We start from the raw sequence: 23,136 nt of genomic DNA on the forward strand, positions 1-23,136 counted from the left end.
GCGGCGCCCGTAGAATCAGGCTCACCATGGCTTACCTCGACCACGCGGCGACCACCCCGATGCTCCCGGAGGCGGCAGAGGCGCTGACCGCGGCACTGGGTCTCACCGGCAACGCCTCCTCCCTCCACGCGTCCGGGCGCGCGGCCCGCCGCAGGGTCGAGGAGGCCCGAGAAACCCTCGCCGAGGCGCTGGGCGCCCGTCCCAGCGAGGTCGTCTTCACGTCCGGCGGCACCGAGGCGGACAACCTCGCCGTCAAGGGCCTGTACTGGGCCCGCCGCGACGCCGACCCGGCCCGTACCCGCGTCCTGGCCAGCCCCGTCGAGCACCATGCCGTCCTCGACGCCGTGCACTGGCTCGGCGAGCACGAGGGCGCCACCGTCGAGTACCTGCCGGTCGACGCCCACGGCCGCGTCCATCCCGAGACGCTGCGCGAGGCCATCGCCCGCAACCCCGACGACGTGGCCCTGGCCACCGTCATGTGGGCCAACAACGAGATCGGCACGCTGTTGCCGGTGCGCGAACTGGCCGCCGTGGCTGCCGAATTCGGGGTCCCGATGCATGCCGACGCGGTGCAGGCCTTCGGGCAGGTCCCGGTCGACTTCGCGGCCTCCGGACTGGCCGCGATGACGGTGTCCGGCCACAAGATCGGCGGCCCGTACGGCGTCGGCGCGCTGATCCTCGGCCGCGAGTACACCCCTGTGCCGGTCCTGCACGGCGGCGGCCAGGAACGGCACGTCCGCTCCGGCACCCTCGACGTGCCCGCCATCGCCTCCTTCGCCGTGGCCGGCCGGCTCGCCGCCGAGCGGCGCGAGTGGTTCGCCCGCGAGATCGGCGCGCTGCGCGACGAGTTGGTCACGGCTGTGCGCTCGGCGGTCCCGGACGTGATCCTCGGCGGCGACCCGGCACCGGAGGGCCGCCTCCCGGCCAACGCCCACTTCACCTTCCCCGGCTGCGAGGGCGACTCCCTGCTGCTCCTGCTGGACGCCCAGGGCATCGAGTGCTCGACCGGCTCCGCCTGCACCGCGGGCGTCGCCCAGCCCAGCCATGTGCTGCTCGCCACGGGCACCGACCCGGACCTGGCCCGCGGCACCCTCCGCTTCTCCCTCGGCCACACCTCCACGAAGGCCGACATCGACGCGGTGGCGAAGGCCATCGGCCCGGCGGTCGAACGAGCCCGTGCGGCCGGCCTGACGTAGGCCGACGGAACGGGACCGGCAGTTCGGGTCCTGCGGGGCGGGCCCCTTGCTTCAGGTCCGGGCGGTTCTGGCCGCGCGGACCAGGCGTATGTAGCGGTCCCAGTCCCAGTGGCGGCCCGGGTCCGTGTGGTCGGTGCCCGGGACCTCGACGTGGCCGACGATGTGCTCCCGGTCGACGGATATGCCGTACCGGCCGCAGATCGCGGCCGTCAGCCGCGCCGAGGCCGCGTACATCGCGTCGGTGAACGACGAGGCGTCGTCGACGAAGCCCTCGTGCTCGATGCCGACGCTCCGCTCGTTGTACGCCCGGTTGCCCGCGTGGAAGGCCACGTCCAGCTCGCGGATCATCTGCGTGACCTGCCCGTCCGCGCCGACGACGTAGTGCGCGGCGGCCCCGTGTCCCGGGTCCTGGAAGACCTTCACAGCGCTCGCGTAGCTGCCCTGCGTGACGTGGATGACGACCCGGTCGATCCGGTAGTCGTCCGGACGGTCCGCCAACCGGTAGTTCGCCGGCGAGGCGGCGACCCACCGCGCGCCCGCGAAGTCGACCGCGCCCGCCACCCGCGGCTTCTGCGCGCCGGGCAGCCGCCACCACAGCCGGGACAGCCCGCTGCGCTCCAGCGCGGCCCCGCCCACCACCAGTGCCACCCCGCCGACCAGCAGGGCCCGTCGGCCCAGCCGCCGCTTCGGATCCGCCTTCTTCGCCCCCACGCGATCTTCAACGCAGCCCGGACGGCCCCGGTTCCCGCGCCCCGTACTCTGGAAGGGCTATGACTGACATCCCGCAGCGCTCCCGCCCCCTCCGCGTCCTCGCCGCCATGTCGGGCGGGGTCGACTCCGCCGTCGCCGCCGCGCGCGCCGCGGAAGCCGGCCACGACGTCACCGGCGTCCACCTCGCGCTCTCCGCGAACCCGCAGTCCTTCCGTACGGGTGCCCGGGGCTGCTGCACCATCGAGGACTCGCGCGACGCCCGCCGCGCCGCGGACGTCATCGGCATCCCGTTCTACGTGTGGGACCTCGCCGAGCGCTTCCGCGAGGACGTCGTGGAGGACTTCGTCGCCGAGTACGAGGCCGGCCGCACCCCGAACCCGTGCCTGCGCTGCAACGAGAAGATCAAGTTCGCGGCGCTGCTGGACAAGGCGCTCGCCCTCGGCTTCGACGCGGTCTGCACCGGCCACTACGCCAAGGTGGTCGTGAACGAGGACGGCACCCGCGAGCTGCACCGCGCCTCCGACATGGCCAAGGACCAGTCGTACGTCCTCGGCGTCCTCGACGACCAGCAGCTCGCACACGCCCTGTTCCCGCTCGGGGACACGCTCACCACCAAGGACGAGATCCGCGCGGAGGCCGAGCGCCGGGGCCTGGCCGTCGCCAAGAAGCCCGACTCGCACGACATCTGCTTCATCGCCGACGGCGACACCCAGGGCTTCCTGGCCCGCCGCCTGGGCAAGGCCGAGGGCGACATCGTCGACGAGTCGGGAGCGGTCGTCGGCACCCACGAGGGCGCGTACGGCTTCACCATCGGCCAGCGCAAGGGCCTGCGCATCGGTACCCCGGCCCCCGACGGCAAGCCGCGCTACGTCCTGGACATCTCCCCGGTGACCAACACGGTGACGGTCGGCCCGGCCTCCGCCCTGGACGTCACCGGCCTCACCGCGATCAAGCCCCGCTGGTGCGGCACGGCTCCGTCCGGCCCCGGCACCTACACGGCCCAACTGCGCGCCCACGGCGGCGAGACCGAGGTCACCGCCGAACTCGTCGGCGGCGAACTCCGGGTCACCTTCACCGAGCCGGTCCGCGGCGTGGCGCCCGGCCAGGCGGTCGTGCTGTACGACGGCACGCGCGTGGTGGGCTCGGCGACCATCGCCTCGACGATCCGGGCGAAGGAGCCGACCACGGCCCTCTGATCCCGGACCGCGGCCGGCCCGGCTAGGACCGGCCTTCCGCCGTCTCCTTGATGCCTGTCAGGGTGGTGTCCATGCCCTTGCCGAGGTCGTCCAGGCGGTAGGCGATGATCGCCTCCTCCTGGTCGGGGGCCTGGTCGATGTACGCGCTCAGGCCGGAGCGGCCGGGGCCGATCGTGACCGACTGGCGCACGACGGTGCCGCCCTCCGGCGCCGGGGTCAGGGCGAAGGACCAGGTGGACATCCGGTCCTCGGGATCCTCGCTGGCCTTGCCGTAGCGTCCGTCGGGGTCCAGCACGCACCAGGTGAGGGTGCGCTCCGGGACGACCTCCGTGATGTGGGAGAGGGTCCGCCACTCGCCCACGATCGGGTTCTTGTTGTGCCCCAGGTAACGGGCGCCCGGCACCGGCCGGTCGGCTCCGTCCTGCCACTCCACGCCCACCAGCTCGGGACTCCACCCGGTCATGGCCTCGACATCGGTGACGACTTCCCAGACCCGTGAGGGTTCCGCCGCGATGTGGACCTCGCGGTGGATGCTGGGCCGGTCGGCGTAACGCATGGCTGCTCCCCGTGCGGACGCGGTCGTTCGCCGCCTCCGCACGGGGAGTCTAGGCTCGCCAACTCTCCCTGAAATATGTCACGTTGGTCACACGTGCGGCAGTTCGGACACCAGCCGGGCGGCGGTCGGCGCCGGAACGCCGTGCCGCTTCGCGGTGCGCAGTACGGCGCCGCCGATCGCGTCGAGCTCCAGGGGGCGGCCCGCCTCGGCGTCGCGCTGCATCGAGGACTTCATCCCGGCCGGAAACGCGTCGTACATCGCGAGGGTCCGGTCCGGGTCGAGCGGTGCCCCGGCGGCGCGGCCGACGGCGGTGATCTCGTCGACGAGGGCGAGCAGTTCCTCGCGGTGATCGGTGCGGACGGCGCCGATGGCGACGCCGTAGCGGGTGGTGAGGAGGGCGAAGGGGGCGAGGAAGGCCAGCTTCGCCCACAGGACGGCGGTCTCGGACCCGGCCACGCGGCTGCGCACCCCGGCGGACTCCAGCACGGCGGCCAGGCCGGTGAGCCGATCCGTACCCGCCCCGGCCAGGTCGATCTCGGTGAACGGGCTGCCGTGCTCGACGACCCCGGGCGCCACGCGGGTCGACTCGACGCGGATGACGCCCGCGGCCACCCGGTCGTCGCCGTAGTGGCGGCGCAGCGTTTCGGGGTGCTCGACGCCGTTGAGGAGCGGCAGGACGAGGCCGTCCGCGCCGAGCATGGCCGGTGGGACCCGGTCCAGTGCGGCGTCCAGGCTGGTGTGCTTGACGGCCACCACGCACAGGTCGACCGGTTCCCGCAGCTCGGTGTCCGCCTCGACCTCGGCGGTGAAGTCCCCGAACTGGCCGCTGCGCACGCGTATCCCGCCCTCGCGCAGGGACCGCGCCGTCGCGTCCCCGGCCAGGCAGATCACCCGGTGACCCGCCCGGGACAGCAGCGCGGCGAGCAGTCCGCCGACGCCGCCGGGGCCGAGCACGGCCACGGTGCAGGGGCGGGGAGCAGTCCTCGCGGAAGTGGCTTCGGTGGCGTCGGGAGTGGTGCTGGGCATGGCTGAGGTGTCCCTTCCGGTCGCGATCCGGTCGCGGGCGGCACCCGTTGGGCGGGCCGCCTTCTCGGTGGAGGCCAACAAGGAAGCGGCGCCGCGCATTTCCGGCCCGGCCCGAGCCGTCGGCGGGGACCGTGCCGGGCCCGCGGGAGGGCCGGGCGGCGCGCGGGCGCGGCGGACGACCGCGACCGGGGACACGGTCGCCCGGCGTCCGTCCGGCGTCCGTCCGGCGTCCCTCCGCCCGGCGTCCGTCCGGCCGGTGCTCGCCCGCCCGGGGAGAACACCGCCAGGGCGTGACGACCCGTGGGCTCGTCGGGCGCGAGGGACTGGGGCGGCGTCCGGGCGTGGGGGTCCGCGGGGGAGCCCTGTTCAGGAAGTGAAGAACTCCGCCAGCACCGGCGCCAGCACCTCCGGCTCCACCGCGTGGGTCTGGCCCTCCAGGGCCCGGTACGCGCCCCGGGGCGCGGCCTCGGCGATCGCTCTGGCCGCCTCGCGCAGCCAGGCCGGGCTCGCGCCGCCCGCCACGGACAGAACCGGCACCGTGACCGAGGCCAGCAGGTCGCGGGGGACCAGTCCGTCCCCCATCACCGCGTCGTCGTGGGCGAGCGTGGGCGCGATCGCCTCCATGCCCGCCCACATGGGGGACTGGCGGGCGCTGGCGATCATCTGCGGGGCCAGCCCGGTCAGGAGCAGGAACAGCTCCACCGCGTCCCCGCGCCGGCCCTCGGCGAGCGCCGCCGCCAGCTTTCCGGTGTACTCGGCGCGTTCCTGTTCGCCGCCCTCGTACACGGCGAACGGCGGCTCGTAGACGGCCACCTGACGGACCGGCAGTCCGCTCGCCGCCGCCCTCAGGGCCAGCGCACCGCCCGAGGAGGCGCCGTACAGCGCCGCCTCGCCGCCCACCGCGTCGATCAGCGCCGCCAGGTCCTCGACCTCGCGTTCCACCGCGTACGGCGCCGTGTCACCGCTCCCGCCGCGGCCCCGGCGGTCGTAGACGACGACGCCGACGCGGTCCGACAGCGCCGCCGCCAGCGGTGCCACCGTGGCGCCGGTCGACATCGCGCCACTGACGAGGACGACCACCGGGCCCTGCCCGGTGCGGCGGTAGGCGAGGGAGGTGCCGTCACGCGAGATGGTCTTCGTGTCCATGGCTGTGAAGATTGCCACGGAAGAGCAAACTTGTCGGGTTCATCGCGTCGCCATGTCTCTGGCGGCGAGCGATCGCATCCCGCTTCCTGCGGCGAGGCGCGCCCTTGCCGCCTGTCCGGCAGAGCCGAGCGAAGCGAACGCATGTGCCCTTCTTCGCTGGTTGGGGTGTCGTGGCGGAAGAGGCGTCCCGGAGTGCGGGTGTCGTACGTACGGTCAGTGAGTGAAGGCTAATCAGGACGGGGTGGCGGCATGACGGCGATGGAGGGAACCGACGGAGCCGGACCCGCCCGGTACACGTACAGGCTGCGGGTTTCGGCCACGGCCCGTGCGGGGCTGGAGGCAGAGTGGGGTCGGTGCCGGTGGGTGTGGAACGAGTGCGTGGCCCGTTCGAAGAAGGCCCACGCCGACGAGGAAAAGTGCGGCCCCGCTCTGCTGGACAGGATGCTGACCCGGGCCCGCTCGGTGACGCCGTGGCTGGCTGGAGGCTCTTCCGTGCCGCAGCAGCAGGCCATCCGTGATTTCGGCAAGTGTCGTGCGAAGGCACTGAAGGACATCAAAGACCGGCTGCCCATGAAGCAGCGGGCTGGAATGCCCAAGCACAAGAAGAAACGCGAGACCGACCCGACACTGAACTACACGCGGCGCGGCTTTCGTCTCAAGAACGGGCGCCTGCACCTGGCTGGCGGCATTGTTCTTACCGTGGTGTGGTCCCGTGCTTTGTCGGCCGAGCCGTCGAGCGTTCGGGTGTACCGTGACAAGACTGGTCACTGGTACGCGTCCTTTGTTGTCCCCGCCATGCTCCAGCCGCTTCCGCCCACAGGCGCGGTGATCGGAATCGACTGGGGTGTAAAAGAGACGGCGACCACCACCTCGGACAACCACGATCTTCCGCACGCCCACCATGGCAAGAAGGCCCAGGCCAAGCTGAGCCGCTACGACCGGATGATGGCCCGACGTAAACCGAAGAAGGGGCAGCCCGCGTCAAAGGGCTATCGAGAGGCGAAAAGACTGCGGGCGAAGGTATACCAAAAGATCGTTCGTCAGCGGCAGGACACCAGTCGTAAGTGGGCCAAGAAGGTCGTGACCGACCACGATGCCATCGCGGTGGAGGACTTCCACCCCAAGTTCCTCAGCCGCACCGCCATGGCGGGCAAGGCGGCGGATGCCGCGATCGGCGTCACCAAGCAGGCCTTGATCGAGATGGGCCGCAAGCACGGGCGGGACGTCCGTCTGGTGCATCCCGCGTACAGCACGATGGACTGCGCGCAGTGCGGGGCGAGAGCCAAGCACGCACTGCCGTTGTCGGAACGCATCTATACCTGCACCGTGTGCGGAGCAGTCTGTCCCAGGGACAAGAACTCCGCCCGCGTGATGCTTGTCCGGGCTGGTCTGGCCCCGGCTGGTGTCGAGGGCGCAAGACCTCCTGGAGTGCTGCTCCAGGAGGCGGCCTGAGCCAGAAATCCTCTCTCCTCCCGCGAGGGGGAGCAGTCAAAACACCTCGACGTCGTAGAAGCACAGATGGTCCTTGATCTCGGCGACGTCCGGCTTCGGGGCGGGGTAGCCCCACACCAGGTCCGCCGCGTCGGGCAGGGACCAGTAGGACGCCGTGCCCTTGAAGGGGCAGTACGTGTGCGTGTCGGACGCCGTCAGGAGATCCAGGCGTACGTCCTCGGGCGGCAGGTAGTAGCGCGGGGGGCACCCGGTCTCGCGCAGTACCAGGGCGCGGTCGCTCTCCGCGAGGACCTGGCCGCCGCGCACCACACGCACGTGCTCACCGCTCTTGTGGATCGTGATCGTGTGTCCTTGGGTCATACCCGTACAGCACCCGCCGGCCCCCGCTTCTTCCCCACCACCCCCGCTTCTTCCCGGCCGTTCCTGCTTCTTCCCGTCCACGGGGCCGGTGGACCCGCCGCGTACCGTGGGCCCATGAACATCTGCGTCTTCCTCTCCGCCGCCGACCTCGACGACCGCTACACCCGCCCCGCGCGGGACTTCGCCCGGCTGATCGGCAAGGGCGGGCACAGCCTGGTCTGGGGCGGGTCCGACACCGGGCTGATGAAGGTGGTCGCGGACGGGGTGCAGGAGGCGGGCGGCCGGCTCGTCGGGGTGTCGGTCGACTTCCTGTCGGCGAAGGCACGGCCCGGGGCGGACGAGATGGTGATCGCCCGGGACCTCGCCGAGCGCAAGAAGCTGCTCCTGGAGAAGGCCGACGCGGTCGTGATCATGGTGGGCGGCACCGGGACGCTCGACGAGGCCACCGAGATCCTGGAGCTGAAGAAGCACGGCAGGACCGCCAAGCCGGTGGTCCTGCTGAACACCGACGGCTTCTACGACGGCCTGGGGCAGCAGTTCCGCCGGATGGAGGAGGACGGGTTCCTGCCCCGGCCGCTCGCCGAGCTGGTGTTCTTCGCCGAGGAGCCCGCGGGCGCGATGGCGTATCTGGACGAGGCGCTCGGCGGCAGCTGAGCCGGTGGTGCGAGCATGGCGGACATGGCTACTCATGTGATCACCGGGGCCGGCTCCGGCATCGGCGCGGCCGTCGCCCGCCGCCTGCACGCGCGCGGGGACGAGCTCGTGCTGCACGCGCGCGACGCCGGGCGGGCCAAGGAACTGGCCGCCGCGTTCCCCGGCGCCCGGACACTCGTCGGCGACCTGGCCGACCCCGACCGGCTGAGCTGGGCGTTCTCGCACCAGACGCTGCCCGAGCGGGTGGATTCCCTGCTCCACATCGCGGGCGTGGTCGACCTCGGCCCGGTCGGCGAGCTGACCCCGAAGAGCTGGCGTCACCAGCTCGACGTCAATCTGATCGCCCCCGCCGAACTGACCCGCCTCTTCCTGCCCCAGCTGCGCGCCTCGCGCGGCCACGTGGTGTTCGTCAACTCGGGCGCGGGCCTGAGCGCCCACGCCGACTGGTCCGCGTACGCCGCCTCCAAGCACGGCCTGAAGGCGCTGGCGGACTCGCTGCGGCAGGAGGAGCACGCGGGCGGCGTCCGGGTCACCTCGGTCTACCCGGGCCGCACCGCCAGCCGTATGCAGGCCAAGATCCACCAGCAGGAGGGCAAGGAGTACGACCCCGGGAAGTGGATCGACCCCGACTCCGTCGCCACGACCATCGTCATGGCGCTCGACCTGCCGCGGGACGCGGAGGTCAACGACCTGACGGTCCGCCCGGGCCGGTGACGGAAGACCGGGGGCGGTCCTCGCAGGAGGTCGCCCCCTGAGGCGGTCCCGCCCCCGCCGGGTTGCGTAGGCTTCCCGGGTGAGTGACAACAGCCAGTTCAGGTTCGGTGCCGCCACCGGTGTCGGGTCCATGCCCGGTGGAGACGCCCGGGAGGCCGTCAAGACCGTCACCGGCACCTTCGAGGACTTCCCCTTCCTGCCGGAGCTGCCCGCGCGCGGGCCCGGTGCCGACATGATCGGGCGTACCGCGGGCATGCTCGTCGAGCTGTACGCGCGCGTGGAGCCCAGCGGCTGGCGGCTCGGGGACCGGCCGGGCCGGGACACCCGGCGGGCACGGTCCTGGCTCGGAGAGGACCTCGACGCCCTGGAGGAGTTCACCCAGGGGTACGAGGGTGCGCTCAAGGTGCAGGCGGTGGGGCCGTGGACGCTCGCCGCCGGCCTGGAGCTGAGGAACGGCGAAGCGGTCCTGTCCGACCCCGGCGCCTGCCGGGACCTGGCCGCCTCGCTCGCCGAGGGGCTGCGGCTCCACCTCGCGGAGGTCCACAGGCGCGTCCCCGGCGCCCGGCTCGTCCTCCAGCTCGACGAACCCTCCCTGACCGCCGTCCTGCGCGGGCAGGTGCGGACCGCCAGCGGCTACCGCACCCACCGCGCCGCCGACCGGCAGGTCGTCGAGGCCACCCTCCGGGACGTCCTCGGGGCGCACGACCAGGGGCCCGTCGTGGTCCACTCGTGCGCCGAGGACGTCCCGCTCGCCCTGCTGCGCCGTGCGGGCGCCGCGGGGGTCTCCCTCGACGTCTCGCTTCTCACCGAGCGTGACGACGAGGTGATCGGAGAAGCGGTCGAGGCGGGCACCGGGCTCTTCGCCGGTGTTGTCCCCGGCACGGACGGCCCGTTGTCAGACCCTGCCGGTAGCGTCATGGGTGTCAGGACGATGTGGCGCAGGCTGGGGCTGCGCCCGGAGCTCCTCGCCGAGGCGGTCACGGTCACCCCGGCGTGCGGACTCGCGGGCGCTTCCCCCGCGTACGCGCGCCAGGCGCTCGCCCACTGCGTCCGGGCGGCGAGATCGCTCGCGGACAACCCAGAGTAACGGGAGGACAACACGGTGGCCGGCGACAAGCAGCAAGCGGAAACAGCGGTGCCCGTCGAGGCACGGGAGAAGCACGCGCGGCTCGCGGAGCAGGTCGAGGAGCACCGCTTCCGGTACTACGTCAAGGACGCTCCCGTCATCAGCGACGCCGAGTTCGACCAGCTCCTGCGCTCACTGGAGGAACTGGAGGAGGAGCACCCGCAGCTGCGCACGCCCGACTCGCCGACCCAGAAGGTCGCCGTGGCGTACCAGACCGACCTCGCCGAGGTCGAGCACCGCCAGCGGATGCTCTCCCTGGACAACGTCTTCGACGACGAGGGGCTCGCCGCCTGGGTGGACCGCGTAGCCAAGGACGTGGGCACCACCGGCCACCACTTCCTGTGCGAGCTCAAGGTCGACGGCCTCGCGGTCAACCTGACGTACGAGGACGGCAGGCTCACCCGCGCGGCCACCCGCGGCGACGGCCGGGTCGGCGAGGACATCACGCCCAACGTCATGACGATCGCCGAGATCCCGCACCGGCTGGACGGCGACCACGTGCCGAGCCTGGTGGAGATCCGCGGGGAGGTCTACTTCCCCATGGAGGCCTTCCAGGACCTCAACGCCCGCCGGGTCGCGGCCGGCGAGAAGCCGTACGCCAACCCCCGCAACTCCGCCTCGGGTTCGCTGCGCCAGAAGGACCCCAAGGTCACCGCGACCCTTCCGCTGCACATGGTCGTCCACGGCATCGGCGCCCTGGAGGGGTACGAGGGCCTGACCCGCCTCTCCTCGGCCTACGAACTGCTCAGGTCCTGGGGCCTGCCCACCTCCCGGCACAACAGGGTCGTCGACGACCTCGACGGCGTCCGCGCGTTCATCGCCCACTACGGCGAGAACCGCCACTCCGTGGAGCACGAGATCGACGGCGTCGTCGTCAAGCTCGACGAGATCCCGCTCCAGGGCCGCCTGGGCTCCACCTCGCGCGCGCCGCGCTGGGCGATCGCCTACAAGTACGCGCCGGAGGAGGTCAACACCAAGCTCGTCAACATCCGTGTGGGCGTGGGCCGCACCGGTCGGGTCACGCCCTACGCGCAGGTCGAGCCGGTGACGGTGGCCGGTTCCGAGGTCGAGTTCGCCACCCTGCACAACCAGGACGTCGTCAAGGCCAAGGGCGTGCTCATCGGGGACACGGTCGTGCTGCGCAAGGCCGGTGACGTCATCCCGGAGATCCTCGGGCCGGTCGTCGACCTGCGCGACGGCAGCGAGCGCGAGTTCGTGATGCCCTCCGAGTGCCCCGAGTGCGGTACGCCGCTGAGGCCGATGAAAGAGGGCGACGTCGATCTGCGCTGCCCCAACGCGCGGGCGTGCCCGGCCCAGTTGCGCGAGCGTCTGTTCTACCTCGCGGGCCGCAAGGCGCTGGACATCGAGCACTTCGGCTATGTCGCCGCGGCCGCCCTCACCAAGCCGCTCGAACCCGCCGAGCCGCCGCTGAAGGACGAGGGCGACCTGTTCGACCTGACGATGGAGCAGCTCCTGCCCATCAAGGCCTACGTCCTCGACCAGGACAGCGGTCTGCCCAAGCGCGACCCGAAGACCGGCGAGGAGAAGATCGCCACGGTCTTCGCCAACCAGCAGGGCGAGCCCAGGAAGAACGCGCTCGCGATGCTGGAGAACATCCGGGCCGCCCGGCAGCGCCCGCTCGCCCGTGTGCTCACCGGCCTGTCGATCCGTCATGTCGGACCGGTCGCGGCCCAGGCGCTGGCCCGGGAGTTCCGCTCCATCGACCGCATCGAGCAGGCTGGTGAGGAGGAGTTGGCGAACACGGAGGGCGTCGGCCCGATCATCGCCGCCTCGCTCAAGGAGTGGTTCGCCGAGGAGTGGCACCAGGAGATCCTGCGCAAGTGGCGCGAGGCCGGTGTCCGCATGGAGGAGGAGAGCTCCGGCGAGGACGAAGGCCCGCGCCCGCTCGAGGGACTGACGGTCGTGGTGACCGGCACCCTGGAGCAGTTCACCCGCGACGGCGCCAAGGAGGCGCTGCAGAGCCGGGGAGCGAAGGTGACCGGCTCGGTCTCGAAGAAGACCTCCTTCGTGGTCGTGGGCGACAACCCCGGTTCGAAGTACGACAAGGCGATGCAACTCAAGGTGCCCGTGCTGAACGAGGACGGTTTCGCCGTCCTCCTGGAGCGCGGACCGGACGCGGCGGCCGAAGTCGCCCTTCCGGCCGGCGAGTAGGGGTTGAACTCCGCGCGTTCGGTGCATATCAGATGCATACGGGTGGCCGGGGCGCATTCGGGCAACCGTCGACGACCGCTGCCCGTGGAAGCCTTCCGCGGCCTACTGTTGAGCTGTGCGCCCGCCGTGCCCAACCGCGGTCGGTGCATCCCCGTGCTCGTCAGGAGTACGCGGAAGGGTTTTCCAGCGCGGTGCCGTCCAGGGGTTGTGGGGCATCGGGCCGCGTGGCGTGGGCACCGCCGGCTGTGAGAGGGACGGGAATGGAACCGACCGAGAGCGCCGCCCCGCACTCACGGCTGCGCCGGATGGCCGGCGCGTGGTGGGTGAGCCGGGGGAGGGCGCTGGAGCGCGCCGGACGCGTTGCCGGACAGTACACCGTCGCGCGAGCCCGCGCGTTGACGCACCCGCCCGTCGAACATTTTTCCGCACTGCCCGGCGTCGAGCCCGAACGGCAGCGCTCCCGCCCGGTGTTGCCCGCGGCGATCGTCGCGGCGGCCGCGTTGGCGCTGGGCGTCGGCGTCCAGGGGGCGTTCACCGACCACCACGCGCTCTTCCCGTCCGGCACGGTCGGCTGGTGCCTGGCCCTGCTCACCGGTGTCATCGTCGGCCACCTGGTCATGCTCGGCCGGGCCCGCTGGTGGGGCGGCACCGGCTCCGGAGCCACCCTCACCGTCGCCGTGCTGCTGCTCTACGGCTGGGTGCCCGCCGGCATGGTCAGCCTCACCGTCGTCGTCCTGGTCGGCATCGCCCGGCGCCACCGCTGGCGGCAGGGCGTGCTGCACGGGGCGGTGGACATCCTCGGCATCGGCGCCGGCGCGCTGGTACTGGGTGCCTTCGGCCGCGTGCCGACGGTGGAGAGCCCCTGGAACCCGGACGGTTGGACCGCCTCCACCGTGCCCCCGGTGGTGCTGGCGGCCGGCGCCTACCTCCTGGTCACCCGCGCCCTGCTGTGGTACGTGCACATCTCCCGCAACGACGGAGTGCCCACCGTCGCCCGCACCGCCGTGGTCAGACAGGGCCTGGTCGCCGTCGCCCTGCTCGGCATCTCGCCGCTGGTCTGCGTCGTCGCCGTGGCCAAACCCGTCCTGCTGCCGCTGTTCGCCGTCCCGCTCATCGCCCTCGACTCCACCCTGTGGATGGCCCGTGCCCGGGCCGAGGAGCAGCTGCGCGACCCGCTGACCGGCCTGCCCAATCGGCAGTGGCTCCTCGAGCGCATCTGGACCGCCCTGGACGACGCCGAACGCATCGGCGCCCGGTCCGCGTTGATGCTGATCGACCTGGACCGGTTCCGTTCGGTCAACGACACACTCGGTCATCTCGCCGGGGACCGGCTGCTGTTGCAGATCGCCGACCGGTTGCGGCAGGCGCTGCCGCGTGGGGCGGAGGCGGCGCGGCTCGGCGGCGACGAGTTCGCCGTGCTGCTGCCGGTCGCCGACTCGACGACGTCCGCGACCCGTATCGCGCGCGCCCTGGTCACCGTGCTCAGCTCCCCGCTCGACCTCGACGGACTCATCCTGGTCCTGGAGGCCAGCGCGGGAGTCGCCGTCTTCCCCGACCACGCCCTGGACGCCGAAGGCATGCTGCGCCGGGCGGACGTGGCGATGTACCAGGCCAAGCGGGACCGCACGGGCGTGGAGGTCTACGAGTCCAAGCGGGACTCCAACACCCCCGACCGGCTGGGACTGCTGGGCGACCTGCGCCGCGCCCTCGACGCCCATGAGGTCCAGCTGCACTACCAGCCGAAGGTCCGCTTCGACGGACAGGTCGCGGGCCTGGAGGCGCTCGTCCGCTGGGTGCACCCCGAGCGCGGCAAGGTGCCGCCGGACGAGTTCATAGCGATCGCCGAGTCCTCGGGTCTGATGCCCCATCTGACGGAGTACGTGCTGGAGACCGCGCTCGCCCAGGTCGCCCGGTGGCGGGCCCAGGGCCTGTACGTCCCGGTCGCGGTCAACGTCTCCCCGCGCGATGTGCACATCCCCGGGTTCGCCGGTTCGGTGGCCGCCCGGCTGGCCCGGCACGGCGTGCCGGCCGGAGCGCTCCAGCTGGAGATCACCGAGCACGTCCTGCTGGAGGACCCGCAGCGGGCCGCCGACACCCTGCACGCCCTGACCGGCCACGGCGTGAAGATGTCCCTGGACGACTTCGGCACCGGCTACTCCTCGCTGGTGCACCTGCGCCGGCTGCCGGTGAGCGAGCTGAAGATCGACCGCTCGTTCGTGGCCCGGCTGGCGGTCGACACGGAGGACGCCGAGATCGTGCGCTGCACCGTCGACCTCGCGCACTCCCTCGGTCTGCTGGTCGTCGCGGAGGGCGTCGAGGACGACGAGACCTGGGAACGGCTGCGGGACCTCGGCTGCGACGCCGTACAGGGCTGGCTCGTCGCGGCCGCGATGCCGCCGGAGGAGACGACCGCGTGGCTGCTGGCGCGCGGTTCGCGCGGCTGGCAGCGTCCGGCCGCCGCGTTGCCCGCGGCGGCGGCCGACGAGTGACCGTCCCGCCCGCCCGCCGGTACTGAAAGCCGCCGGTACGGAGAGCCGGCCGGGCTCGCCCTGATCAGTCCGTGCCGGGCGGCACGAAGTGGCCGATCAGCAACGCGAGCCGGCGCTCGTGGGCGTGCTCCGGCAGCCGGCCGCTGCGCATCAGGGTCACCAGGCCGTGCAGTCCGGCCCAGTACGTCTCCGTCAGCAGGCCCGGGTCGTCGCCCTTCGCCGCGACGGGTTCCACGGCCCGCAGCAGTTCGCCGAACGCCTCCCACAGGGCTGCCGGGGCCTCCGGGGTGGCGAAGGGCAGGTCCACCGCGAGCGTGAACATCGCGTCGTAGAGCGCGGGGCGCCGCCGCGCGAAGGCGGTGTAGGCCTCGCCCACCGCGGCCAGCGCCTCGCGCGCGCCCCCGGCCGCCTCGCGGGCCGTGCGCATCTCGACGGCCAGCTCCGCGCAACCCTGGACGGCGACCGCCGCCATGATCGCGCCCTTGCTCTTGAAGTGGCTGTAGAGGACCGGCTGGCTGTACTCGATCTCGGCGGCCAGCCGGCGGGTGGTCACCGCGTCCCAGCCCTCGGCCTCCGCCAGTTCCCGTGCGGCCGTCACGATCAGCCGTCGGCGCTCCGCTCGTTCGCGCTCCCGGCGCGTCTGGATCGACATGCCCCGGATTCTAGCAGTGCTAGAACTTCTGCCGACGTTCTGCTAGCTTCACTCGTAGTCCTAGCGTTGCTAGTAAAAGGGGGAGAAACATGACCGTCACCGCGTACACCCTGGCCGTCCTGCTCGATCTGTTCTGCGTGTTCCTCGGTTACGGCTTCCTGTTCCGGCCCGGTCCCTCCGCGGCCGGCTACGGCGTCCCGGCCGACCCGCGCGGCGACGCCCGCGCCTATCTGTCGATCAAGGGTCTGCGGGACGGCACCTTCGGGCTGCTGGGCCTCGCCCTGCTGGTCTTCGCCGGAGCCCGTGCCGAGGCATGGTTCATGGTCGCCGTGGCGCTCGTACCGCTCGGCGACACCCTCATAGTGCTGCGCAACGGCGGCACGAAGGCCGTCGCCTTCGGGATCCATTTCGCCACCGCGCTCGTGGTACTGCTCAGTGCCGCACTGCTCTTCGCGGTCTGAGGACATCCGGCCTCCGGCAGGGAGATCGCGTCAGGCCGGCGCGGCGACCCGGTCGTCGTGCCGCCGGGCCGCCCGCACGCGTTCGCCGCCGCCCTGGGCCGCGGGGCGGGTCACTGGACGCGGGCCCCGAAAGGCGGGGCCCGGCAAACCGTTTCACGGGCACGGGGCCCCGCCCCATAGGATTGGCCCAAAGCACACACACTCACCAGAGGATCGCTGCATGCCTGGCATCACGCGCGAGGAGGTCGCCCACCTCGCCCGGCTGGCGCGTCTGGAGCTGAAGCCCGAGGAACTCGACCACCTCGCGGGACAGCTGGACGACATCATCGGCGCGGTCGCCCGCGTCAGCGAGGTCGCCGACCAAGACGTACCGCCGACCTCCCACCCGCTGCCGCTGACCAACGTCATGCGCGCGGACGAGGTCCGTCCGTCGCTCACCTCCGAGCAGGCGCTGTCCGGCGCCCCGGCCCAGGAGCAGCAGCGTTTCAAGGTGCCGCAGATCCTGGGTGAGGAGTGAGAGTCGTGACGGACATGAACAGCATCATCAGGCTCACCGCCGCCGAGACCGCCGAGAAGATCGCCTCCGGCGAGCTGACGGCCGTCGAGGTCGCCGAGGCCCACCTGGCCCGGATCGAGGCCGTCGACGAGAAGGTGCACGCCTTCCTGCACGTCGACCGCGAGGGCGCGCTGGCCCAGGCCCGCGCCGTCGACGAGAAGCGGGAGCGCGGCGAGAAGCTCGGCCCGCTGGCCGGCGTGCCGCTCGCGCTCAAGGACATCTTCACCACCGAGGGCGTGCCGACCACGGTCGGCTCCAAGATCCTCGAGGGCTGGATCCCGCCGTACGACGCGACGCTCACCAGGCGGCTGAAGGACGCCGACGTGGTGATCCTCGGCAAGACCAACATGGACGAGTTCGCCATGGGGTCCTCCACCGAGAACAGCGCCTACGGGCCCACCGGCAACCCCTGGGACCTCACCAGGATCCCCGGCGGCTCCGGCGGCGGGTCGAGCGCCGCGCTCGCCTCCTACCAGGCCCCGCTCGCCATCGGCACCGACACCGGCGGCTCCATCCGCCAGCCGGCCTCCGTCACCGGCACGGTCGGCGTGAAGCCGACCTACGGCGCGGTCTCCCGCTACGGCATGGTCGCCTTCTCCTCCTCCCTCGACCAGGGCGGCCCCTGCGCCCGTACGGTCCTGGACGCGGCCCTGCTGCACGAGGTGATCGCCGGGCACGACCCGCTCGACTCCACCTCCATCGACGAGCCGGTCCCGCCGGTCGTCGAGGCCGCCCGGAGCGGCAGCGTGGCCGGCATGCGCGTCGGCGTCGTCAAGCAGTTCCGCGGCGAGGGCTACCAGGCCGGCGTCATCCAGCGGTTCGACGAGTCCGTCGAGCTGCTCAAGGAGCTGGGCGCCGAGATCGTCGAGCTGGACTGCCCGTCCTTCGACCTGGCCCTGTCGGCGTACTACCTGATCGCGCCGTCCGAGTGCTCGTCCAACCTGGCCCGCTTCGACGGCCTGCGCTACGGCCTGCGCACCGGCGACGACGGCACCCGCTCCGCCGAGGACGTCACCTCCCTCACCCGTGAGGAGGGCTTCGGCGCCGAGGTCAAGCGCCGGATCATGCTCGGCACGTACGCGCTCAGCTCCGGCTACTACGACGCGTACTACGGCAGCGCCCAGAAGGTCCGCACCCTGATCAAGCGGGACTTCGACAAGGCGTTCGAGCAGGTCGACGTGATCGTCTCCCCGACGACCCCGACCACCGCCTTCGCGATCGGCGAGCGCGCCGACGACCCGATGGCGATGTACCTCGCCGACCTGTGCACCATCCCGACCAACCTGGCGGGCAACGCGGCCATGTCGCTGCCGTGCGGTCTCGCCCCGGAGGACAACCTCCCGGTCGGCCTGCAGATCATCGCCCCGGTGATGAAGGACGACCGGCTGTACAAGGTGGGTGCCGCCGTCGAGGCCGCCTTCGTGGAAAAGTGGGGGCACCCGCTGCTCGAGGAGGCTCCGTCGTTGTGAGCAAGGCACTCGCCAAGGCCAAGGGCTTCAAGAAGTCCAAGTCCGGTACGTACCTGTCCATGGCCACCACCGCGTTCGGCGCGGTCGGTGTCGCCAAGCAGATCAAGAAGGCCCGCGCCGAGCACGACACGCTGCGCCTGATCGACGCCACCGTGTCCGCCGCGGCGATCGTCACCGGCCTCGCCATCCTCTACCGCGAGCTGAAGCGGCTGGGCGACGACGACGTCCTGCTGGGCTGAGAGGGAAGTTTTCACCGTGACCACCACGACCGACCTGGTGTCGTACGAGGACGCGCTGGCGTCGTACGACCCCGTCATGGGCCTCGAGGTCCATGTCGAACTCGGCACCGCCACCAAGATGTTCTGCGGCTGTTCGACCGCGCTCGGCGCCGAGCCGAACACGCAGACCTGCCCGACCTGCCTCGGCATGCCCGGCGCCCTCCCGGTCGTCAACGCGACCGGCGTGGAGTCCGCCATCAAGATCGGCCTCGCGCTGCACTGCGAGATCGCCGAGTGGTGCCGCTTCGCCCGGAAGAACTACTTCTATCCGGACATGCCGAAGAACTTCCAGACCTCCCAGTACGACGAGCCGATCGCCTTCAACGGCTACCTCGACGTGCAGCTGGAGGACGGCGAGACCTTCCGCGTGGAGATCGAGCGCGCCCACATGGAGGAGGACACCGGCAAGTCGACGCACGTCGGCGGCGCCACCGGCCGCATCCACGGCGCGTCCCACTCCCTGCTGGACTACAACCGCGCCGGCATCCCGCTGATCGAGATCGTCACCAAGCCGATCACCGGCGCCGGCGAGCGCGCCCCCGAGGTCGCCAAGGCCTACGTCCGCGAGCTGCGCGAGCTCATCCGGGCGCTCGGCGTGTCCGAGGCCCGGATGGAGATGGGCCAGATGCGCTGCGACGTCAACCTGTCGCTGATGCCCAAGGACGCCGACAAGTTCGGCACCCGCTCCGAGACGAAGAACGTCAACTCGCTGCGGTCCGTGGAGCGTGCGGCCCGCTTCGAGGTCCAGCGCCACGCCGCCGTGCTGAACGGCGGCGGCACGGTGATCCAGGAGACCCGCCACTTCCACGAGGACACGGGGTCCACGACCTCCGGCCGCGTCAAGGAGGAGGCCGAGGACTACCGGTACTTCCCCGAGCCGGACCTGGTTCCGGTGGCGCCCTCGCGCGAGTGGGTCGAGGAGATCCGCGCCGGGCTGCCCGAGCTGCCGCTGGTGCGCCGCAACCGGCTCCGCGAGGAGTGGGGCGTCACGGCCACCGAGATGCAGGCGATCCTCAACGCCGGCGCCCTCGACCCCATCGTCGCCACGATCGACGCCGGCGCGGACGCCGCCTCGGCCCGCAAGTGGTGGATGGGCGAGCTGGCGCGCGCGGCCAACGAGTCCGGCAAGGCGCTGGACGAGCTGTCGATCACGCCGGCGCAGGTCGCCCGGGTCACCGAGCTGGTCACCAACGGCGATCTGAACGACAAGCTGGCCCGCCAGGTCATCGAGGGCGTCCTCGCCGGTGAGGGCACTCCGGACGAGGTCGTCGACAAGCGCGGCCTGAAGGTCGTCTCCGACGAGGGCGCGCTGACCGCCGCCGTCGACGAGGCCATCGCCGGGAACCCGGCCATCGCGGACAAGATCCGCGGCGGCAAGGTGGCCGCGGCCGGCGCCCTGGTCGGCGCGGTCATGAAGGCCACCCGCGGCCAGGCCGACGCGGCCCGCGTCAAGGAGCTGATCCTGGAGAGGCTCGGCGTCGAGGGCTGAGCCCGCGAACCGTCTCGGGGGGTGCATCGGGTCCGGTGCACCCCCCGAGTCATGTCCGCGTGGGGGACGGTCCCACCCCCTGTCGGTGTGCCGTCATACGGAGGCGCTACGCTCGCGCGCCATGAGTGGACGCGCCGATTCCGAAACGCACCCCGAGATGTCCGGGGACGACGACGGCCTCGAGGACGAACCGGAGGATCTCGCGGAGGTGGCACGCCGCGCCCGGTGGACGGCGGCCGGAGCCGGGGCCCTGCTGACGCTCGCCGGACTCGCCGCCGCGCTGCTGAGGCTGTCCCGCTCGGCCTCCGTACTGGCCCCGGCCGCCTACGCCGCCGGCGCCGCCGTCTGCGCCGTGGCGGCGCTCATCGGCTCCCGGGGGCGCACCCGGCGGGCCCTGTGGCTGCTGATCGCCGGGGTGATGGTGATGGCGCTCGGCGACCAACCCGGCTGATGACCGGCTGTCCTGTGAATTGGGTCGCACTGATGTGAATCGGCCCACGAACGGGCTAAACGATCAGATTCTCCTGCAAGAGTGGTCTTCAGATTGCTCATGCGTTCTTTGCGGGCTGTTTCCGATCATGGACGACTTCTCCCGGTCAAAGATCCACAAATCTCCCCTGGGAGCACGTTCGTGGCAGCCCTAGCGCGCTGGTGTGTCCGGCACCGCCTCGTCGTCGTACTGCTCTGGCTGCTTGCCTTCGGCGGGATCACCGCCGCCGCCTCGGTCACCGGCTCGACGTACTCCAACGACTACGAGGTCCCCGGCACCGAGTCGGGACGCGCCACCCAGCTGCTCAAGGAGGGCTTCCCGGGACTCGGCGGCGACAGCGACACCGTCGTCTGGCACACCCCGTCCGGCACGGTGCGCGCCCCGGACGTCGAGCAGACGATGACCCGCACCCTGGACAAGATCGCCGCCCTGCCCCAGGTGGCGTCCGTGACCAGCCCCTACAAGGACCAGGCGACCCAGGGCTCCGACCAGATCAGCCCCGACGGGCACACCGCGTACGCCACCGTCACCTTCACCCGCCCGTCCGAGGACATCACCAAGCCCCAGGCCGAGGCCGTGGTCCAGACGGCCAAGGCGGCCGCGACCGGCGGGCTCCAGGTGGAACTCGGCGGCAGCGCGATCAGCCTCACCGCGCCCTCCGGTGACCACACCGCCGAGATCGTCGGCGTGCTCGTCGCCGCCGGGGTGCTGCTCGTCGTCTTCGGCTCGCTCGCCGCGGCCGTGCTGCCCATCGCCACCGCGCTGCTGAGCGTGGGCACCGCCCACGCCGCCGTCGGACTCCTCGGCCACGCCATGACGGTCGCCGACTTCGCGCCCATGCTGGGCATGCTGATCGGACTCGGCGTCGGCATCGACTACGCGCTGTTCATCGTCACCCGGCACCGGCGCGGACTGAAACGCGGACTCACCTCCACCGAGGCGGTCACGAACGCCGTCGCCACCACCGGACGCGCCGTGGTGTTCGCGGGTGCCACGGTGTGCATCGCCCTGCTCGGCATGCTCATCCTGCGGCTGGGCTTCCTCAACGGCGTGGCGGTCGCCGCCTCGCTGACCGTCGTCCTCACCGTCGCCGCCTCCGTGACGCTGCTGCCCGCGCTGCTGTCCTTCATCGGCCCACGCGCCCTGAGCCGCCGCGAACGGCGCCGCCTGGTCGAACACGGGCCCGAGCCCGAGGTGCCCACCGGGTTCGCCGCCCGCTGGTCGGCCTTCGTCGAACGCCATCCCAAGGCGCTCGGCCTCGTCGCCGTCGCCGTCGTCACCGTGCTGGCCCTGCCCACGCTCTCGCTCCACCTCGGCACCTCCGACCAGGGCAACGACCCCAGCACGGCGACCACCCGCAAGGCGTACGACCTCGTCGCCGAGGGCTTCGGTCCCGGCGTCAACGGGCCGCTCACGCTGGTGACCCGGGTGGACGGCGCCGAGGGCAGAGTCGCCCTGGACGGCCTCGACACCACCCTGCGCGCCACCGAGGGCGTCGCCGCGGCGACCCCGGTGACCTACAACTCCGGCGGCACCATGGCCTACCTGAGTGTGGTCCCCGACTCCGCGCCGCAGTCCCAGCGCACCAGCGACCTCGTCCACCGGCTGCGCACCGAGGTGCTGCCGCGCGCCGAGACCGGCACCACGCTCGACCTGCACGTCGGCGGGGTCACCGCCGGATACGACGACTTCGCCGGCGTGATCATCGGCAGACTGCCGCTGTTCGTCGGCGTGGTCGTCGGGCTCGGCTGCGTCCTGCTGCTGCTCGCCTTCCGGTCCCTCGGCATCCCGCTGAAGGCCGCCGCGATGAACATAGCCGCCGTCGCCGCCGCGTTCGGCGTCGTCGTCACGATCTTCCAGTGGGGCTGGGGCAGCGAGTTCCTCGGCCTCGGCCGGGCGGGACCGATCGAGCCCTTCCTGCCCGTGATCATGGTGTCGGTGCTCTTCGGGCTCTCCATGGACTACCAGGTCTTCCTGGTCAGCCGGATGTACGAGGAGTGGCTGGAGACCGGCGACAACCGGCGGGCCGTCCGCGTCGGCCTCGCCGAGACCAGCCGGGTGATCAACTCCGCCGCGGTCATCATGATCTCGGTCTTCCTCGCCTTCGTCCTCAGCGGCGACCGCGTGATCGCCATGTTCGGCATCGCGCTCGCCTCCGCCGTCGCCCTCGACGCCTTCGTGCTGCGCACCCTGCTCGTGCCCGCCCTGATGCACCTGCTCGGCCGCGCCAACTGGTGGCTGCCGCGCCGGCTCGACCGCGTGCTGCCCCGGATCAGCATCGAGCCGCCGGAGTGCCGCGCGGCGCATGAGAGGCTCGCGGAGGTCGTGGACGAACTGGCGAAGGAGACACAGCGAGATGTACGCGATACCCCTGGGTGACGACGGGGCCGAACTGCGCCCCCTGGAGACGTGGCACGCCGAGGAGTTCCTCGCGCACCTGGAGCGGGGGCGGGAGTTCATCACGCGCTACATTCCGTTCGGCGCGCACGCCACGGACGTCGACTCCGCACGCGGCATCCTCCAGTCGTACGCCGACCGGCACGCCGCTGACAGCGGCTTCCTGCACGGGCTGTGGCTGGAGGGCACACTGGTCGGCGGGTTGCTGTTCCGCGTCTTCGACACGGCCACCGGGACCTGCGAGATCGGCTGCTGGCTGGAGCCGGCCGGCACCGGGCGGGGGCTTGTCACGCGCGGGGCGCGCGTCCTCATCGACTGGGCGTTCGACGAGCGGGGCATGCACCGCGTGGAGTGGCACGCCGCCGCGGCCAACGAGGCGAGCGTCAACACGGCGCGACGGCTGGGGCTGACCCGCGAGGGCGTCCTGCGGGAGAGCTTCCCCCACCGGGGCGTGCGCCAGGACACGGAGGTGTGGGCGGTGCTCGCCCCCGAGTGGCGCGAGGCACGCGCGCGCGTGCCGGCCGGCGACGATCATTAAGAGACCTC

General features: G+C 72.0%; 22 protein-coding genes. 16 read left to right on the forward strand and 6 right to left on the reverse strand.

From position 1 onward, the window contains the following. Positions 1 to 26 precede the first annotated feature (26 nt). Positions 27 to 1,196, forward strand: coding sequence for a cysteine desulfurase family protein (locus tag ACTYVM_RS29655; protein ID WP_445528911.1), 1,170 nt, complete (start codon positions 27 to 29; stop codon positions 1,194 to 1,196). Positions 1,197 to 1,247: 51 nt separating this feature from the next. Here the strand turns inward: ACTYVM_RS29655 and ACTYVM_RS29660 are convergent, their stop codons facing one another. Beyond that, entirely contained in the window at positions 1,248 to 1,907 is a 660-nt protein-coding gene (locus tag ACTYVM_RS29660) for an N-acetylmuramoyl-L-alanine amidase (RefSeq protein ID WP_445528912.1), read from the reverse strand. A gap of 59 nt (positions 1,908 to 1,966) precedes the next feature. Here ACTYVM_RS29660 and mnmA point away from each other — a divergent pair, with 59 nt between their 5' ends. Next, the gene (mnmA, locus tag ACTYVM_RS29665; protein ID WP_445528913.1) at positions 1,967 to 3,103 is read left to right on the forward strand and encodes a tRNA 2-thiouridine(34) synthase MnmA; all 1,137 of its coding nucleotides are present in this window, start codon (positions 1,967 to 1,969) and stop codon (positions 3,101 to 3,103) included. Positions 3,104 to 3,125: 22 nt separating this feature from the next. On the opposite strand, the gene ACTYVM_RS29670 is transcribed toward mnmA, so the two are convergent. The 3 genes from ACTYVM_RS29670 to ACTYVM_RS29680 form a co-directional block, all read right to left on the reverse strand. Next, positions 3,126 to 3,659: an SRPBCC family protein gene (locus tag ACTYVM_RS29670; RefSeq protein WP_445528914.1), complete on the reverse strand. Its 534-nt coding sequence runs from the start codon at positions 3,657 to 3,659 to the stop codon at positions 3,126 to 3,128. 87 nt (positions 3,660 to 3,746) lie between these two features. Further along, complete coding sequence (locus ACTYVM_RS29675) at positions 3,747 to 4,685, reverse strand: ketopantoate reductase family protein (RefSeq protein WP_445528915.1); 939 nt, start codon at positions 4,683 to 4,685, stop codon at positions 3,747 to 3,749. Between the two features lie 366 nt (positions 4,686 to 5,051). Continuing rightward, a complete protein-coding gene (locus tag ACTYVM_RS29680; RefSeq protein ID WP_445528916.1) occupies positions 5,052 to 5,831 on the reverse strand; it encodes an alpha/beta fold hydrolase in 780 nt (259 codons plus the stop codon). A 249-nt stretch (positions 5,832 to 6,080) separates the two neighbouring features. Here ACTYVM_RS29680 and ACTYVM_RS29685 point away from each other — a divergent pair, with 249 nt between their 5' ends. Next, a complete protein-coding gene (locus ACTYVM_RS29685) occupies positions 6,081 to 7,283 on the forward strand; it encodes an RNA-guided endonuclease InsQ/TnpB family protein (RefSeq protein WP_445528917.1) in 1,203 nt (400 codons plus the stop codon). A 36-nt stretch (positions 7,284 to 7,319) separates the two neighbouring features. On the opposite strand, the gene ACTYVM_RS29690 is transcribed toward ACTYVM_RS29685, so the two are convergent. Further along, positions 7,320 to 7,643 (reverse strand): DUF427 domain-containing protein, encoded by a 324-nt coding sequence (locus ACTYVM_RS29690; protein WP_445528918.1) that lies wholly within the window; start codon positions 7,641 to 7,643, stop codon positions 7,320 to 7,322. Between the two features lie 114 nt (positions 7,644 to 7,757). Between ACTYVM_RS29690 and ACTYVM_RS29695 the strand changes: the two genes are divergently transcribed. The 5 genes from ACTYVM_RS29695 to ACTYVM_RS29715 all read left to right on the forward strand — a co-directional run bounded on the left by ACTYVM_RS29695 (position 7,758) and on the right by ACTYVM_RS29715 (position 14,798). Then, entirely contained in the window at positions 7,758 to 8,297 is a 540-nt protein-coding gene (locus ACTYVM_RS29695) for an LOG family protein (RefSeq protein WP_445528919.1), read from the forward strand. Between the two features lie 15 nt (positions 8,298 to 8,312). Further along, positions 8,313 to 9,011 (forward strand): SDR family oxidoreductase, encoded by a 699-nt coding sequence (locus tag ACTYVM_RS29700; protein ID WP_445528920.1) that lies wholly within the window; start codon positions 8,313 to 8,315, stop codon positions 9,009 to 9,011. 79 nt (positions 9,012 to 9,090) lie between these two features. Next, positions 9,091 to 10,098, forward strand: a complete 1,008-nt coding sequence (locus ACTYVM_RS29705) for a methionine synthase (RefSeq protein ID WP_445528921.1) — start codon at positions 9,091 to 9,093, stop codon at positions 10,096 to 10,098. 15 nt (positions 10,099 to 10,113) lie between these two features. After that, entirely contained in the window at positions 10,114 to 12,309 is a 2,196-nt protein-coding gene (ligA, locus tag ACTYVM_RS29710) for an NAD-dependent DNA ligase LigA (protein WP_445528922.1), read from the forward strand. A 260-nt stretch (positions 12,310 to 12,569) separates the two neighbouring features. Beyond that, positions 12,570 to 14,798 (forward strand): putative bifunctional diguanylate cyclase/phosphodiesterase, encoded by a 2,229-nt coding sequence (locus ACTYVM_RS29715; protein ID WP_445528923.1) that lies wholly within the window; start codon positions 12,570 to 12,572, stop codon positions 14,796 to 14,798. Between the two features lie 64 nt (positions 14,799 to 14,862). Here the strand turns inward: ACTYVM_RS29715 and ACTYVM_RS29720 are convergent, their stop codons facing one another. Next, complete coding sequence (locus ACTYVM_RS29720; RefSeq protein WP_400037645.1) at positions 14,863 to 15,450, reverse strand: TetR/AcrR family transcriptional regulator; 588 nt, start codon at positions 15,448 to 15,450, stop codon at positions 14,863 to 14,865. Positions 15,451 to 15,539: 89 nt separating this feature from the next. On the opposite strand from ACTYVM_RS29720, the gene ACTYVM_RS29725 reads away from it, so the two are divergent. The 8 genes from ACTYVM_RS29725 to ACTYVM_RS29760 all read left to right on the forward strand — a co-directional run bounded on the left by ACTYVM_RS29725 (position 15,540) and on the right by ACTYVM_RS29760 (position 23,128). Beyond that, complete coding sequence (locus ACTYVM_RS29725; RefSeq protein WP_400037647.1) at positions 15,540 to 15,911, forward strand: DUF4267 domain-containing protein; 372 nt, start codon at positions 15,540 to 15,542, stop codon at positions 15,909 to 15,911. Positions 15,912 to 16,131: 220 nt separating this feature from the next. Then, positions 16,132 to 16,428, forward strand: coding sequence for an Asp-tRNA(Asn)/Glu-tRNA(Gln) amidotransferase subunit GatC (gatC, locus tag ACTYVM_RS29730; RefSeq protein ID WP_100572135.1), 297 nt, complete (start codon positions 16,132 to 16,134; stop codon positions 16,426 to 16,428). 5 nt (positions 16,429 to 16,433) lie between these two features. After that, positions 16,434 to 17,936, forward strand: a complete 1,503-nt coding sequence (gatA, locus tag ACTYVM_RS29735) for an Asp-tRNA(Asn)/Glu-tRNA(Gln) amidotransferase subunit GatA (RefSeq protein ID WP_445528924.1) — start codon at positions 16,434 to 16,436, stop codon at positions 17,934 to 17,936. Beyond that, on the forward strand, positions 17,933 to 18,175 hold the full coding sequence (locus ACTYVM_RS29740; protein ID WP_445528925.1) for a hypothetical protein: 243 nt from the start codon (positions 17,933 to 17,935) through the stop codon (positions 18,173 to 18,175). Before gatA ends, ACTYVM_RS29740 begins: the two co-directional genes overlap by 4 nt. Before the next feature lie 16 nt (positions 18,176 to 18,191). Further along, on the forward strand, positions 18,192 to 19,703 hold the full coding sequence (gene gatB, locus ACTYVM_RS29745) for an Asp-tRNA(Asn)/Glu-tRNA(Gln) amidotransferase subunit GatB (protein ID WP_445528926.1): 1,512 nt from the start codon (positions 18,192 to 18,194) through the stop codon (positions 19,701 to 19,703). Positions 19,704 to 19,824: 121 nt separating this feature from the next. Beyond that, a complete protein-coding gene (locus tag ACTYVM_RS29750) occupies positions 19,825 to 20,154 on the forward strand; it encodes a hypothetical protein (RefSeq protein ID WP_445528927.1) in 330 nt (109 codons plus the stop codon). A 180-nt stretch (positions 20,155 to 20,334) separates the two neighbouring features. Further along, positions 20,335 to 22,572 (forward strand): MMPL family transporter, encoded by a 2,238-nt coding sequence (locus ACTYVM_RS29755; RefSeq protein WP_445528928.1) that lies wholly within the window; start codon positions 20,335 to 20,337, stop codon positions 22,570 to 22,572. Beyond that, positions 22,550 to 23,128, forward strand: a complete 579-nt coding sequence (locus ACTYVM_RS29760; RefSeq protein ID WP_445528929.1) for a GNAT family N-acetyltransferase — start codon at positions 22,550 to 22,552, stop codon at positions 23,126 to 23,128. Before ACTYVM_RS29755 ends, ACTYVM_RS29760 begins: the two co-directional genes overlap by 23 nt. Positions 23,129 to 23,136: the final 8 nt, after the last annotated feature.

Source organism: Streptomyces cyslabdanicus (assembly GCF_052663305.1).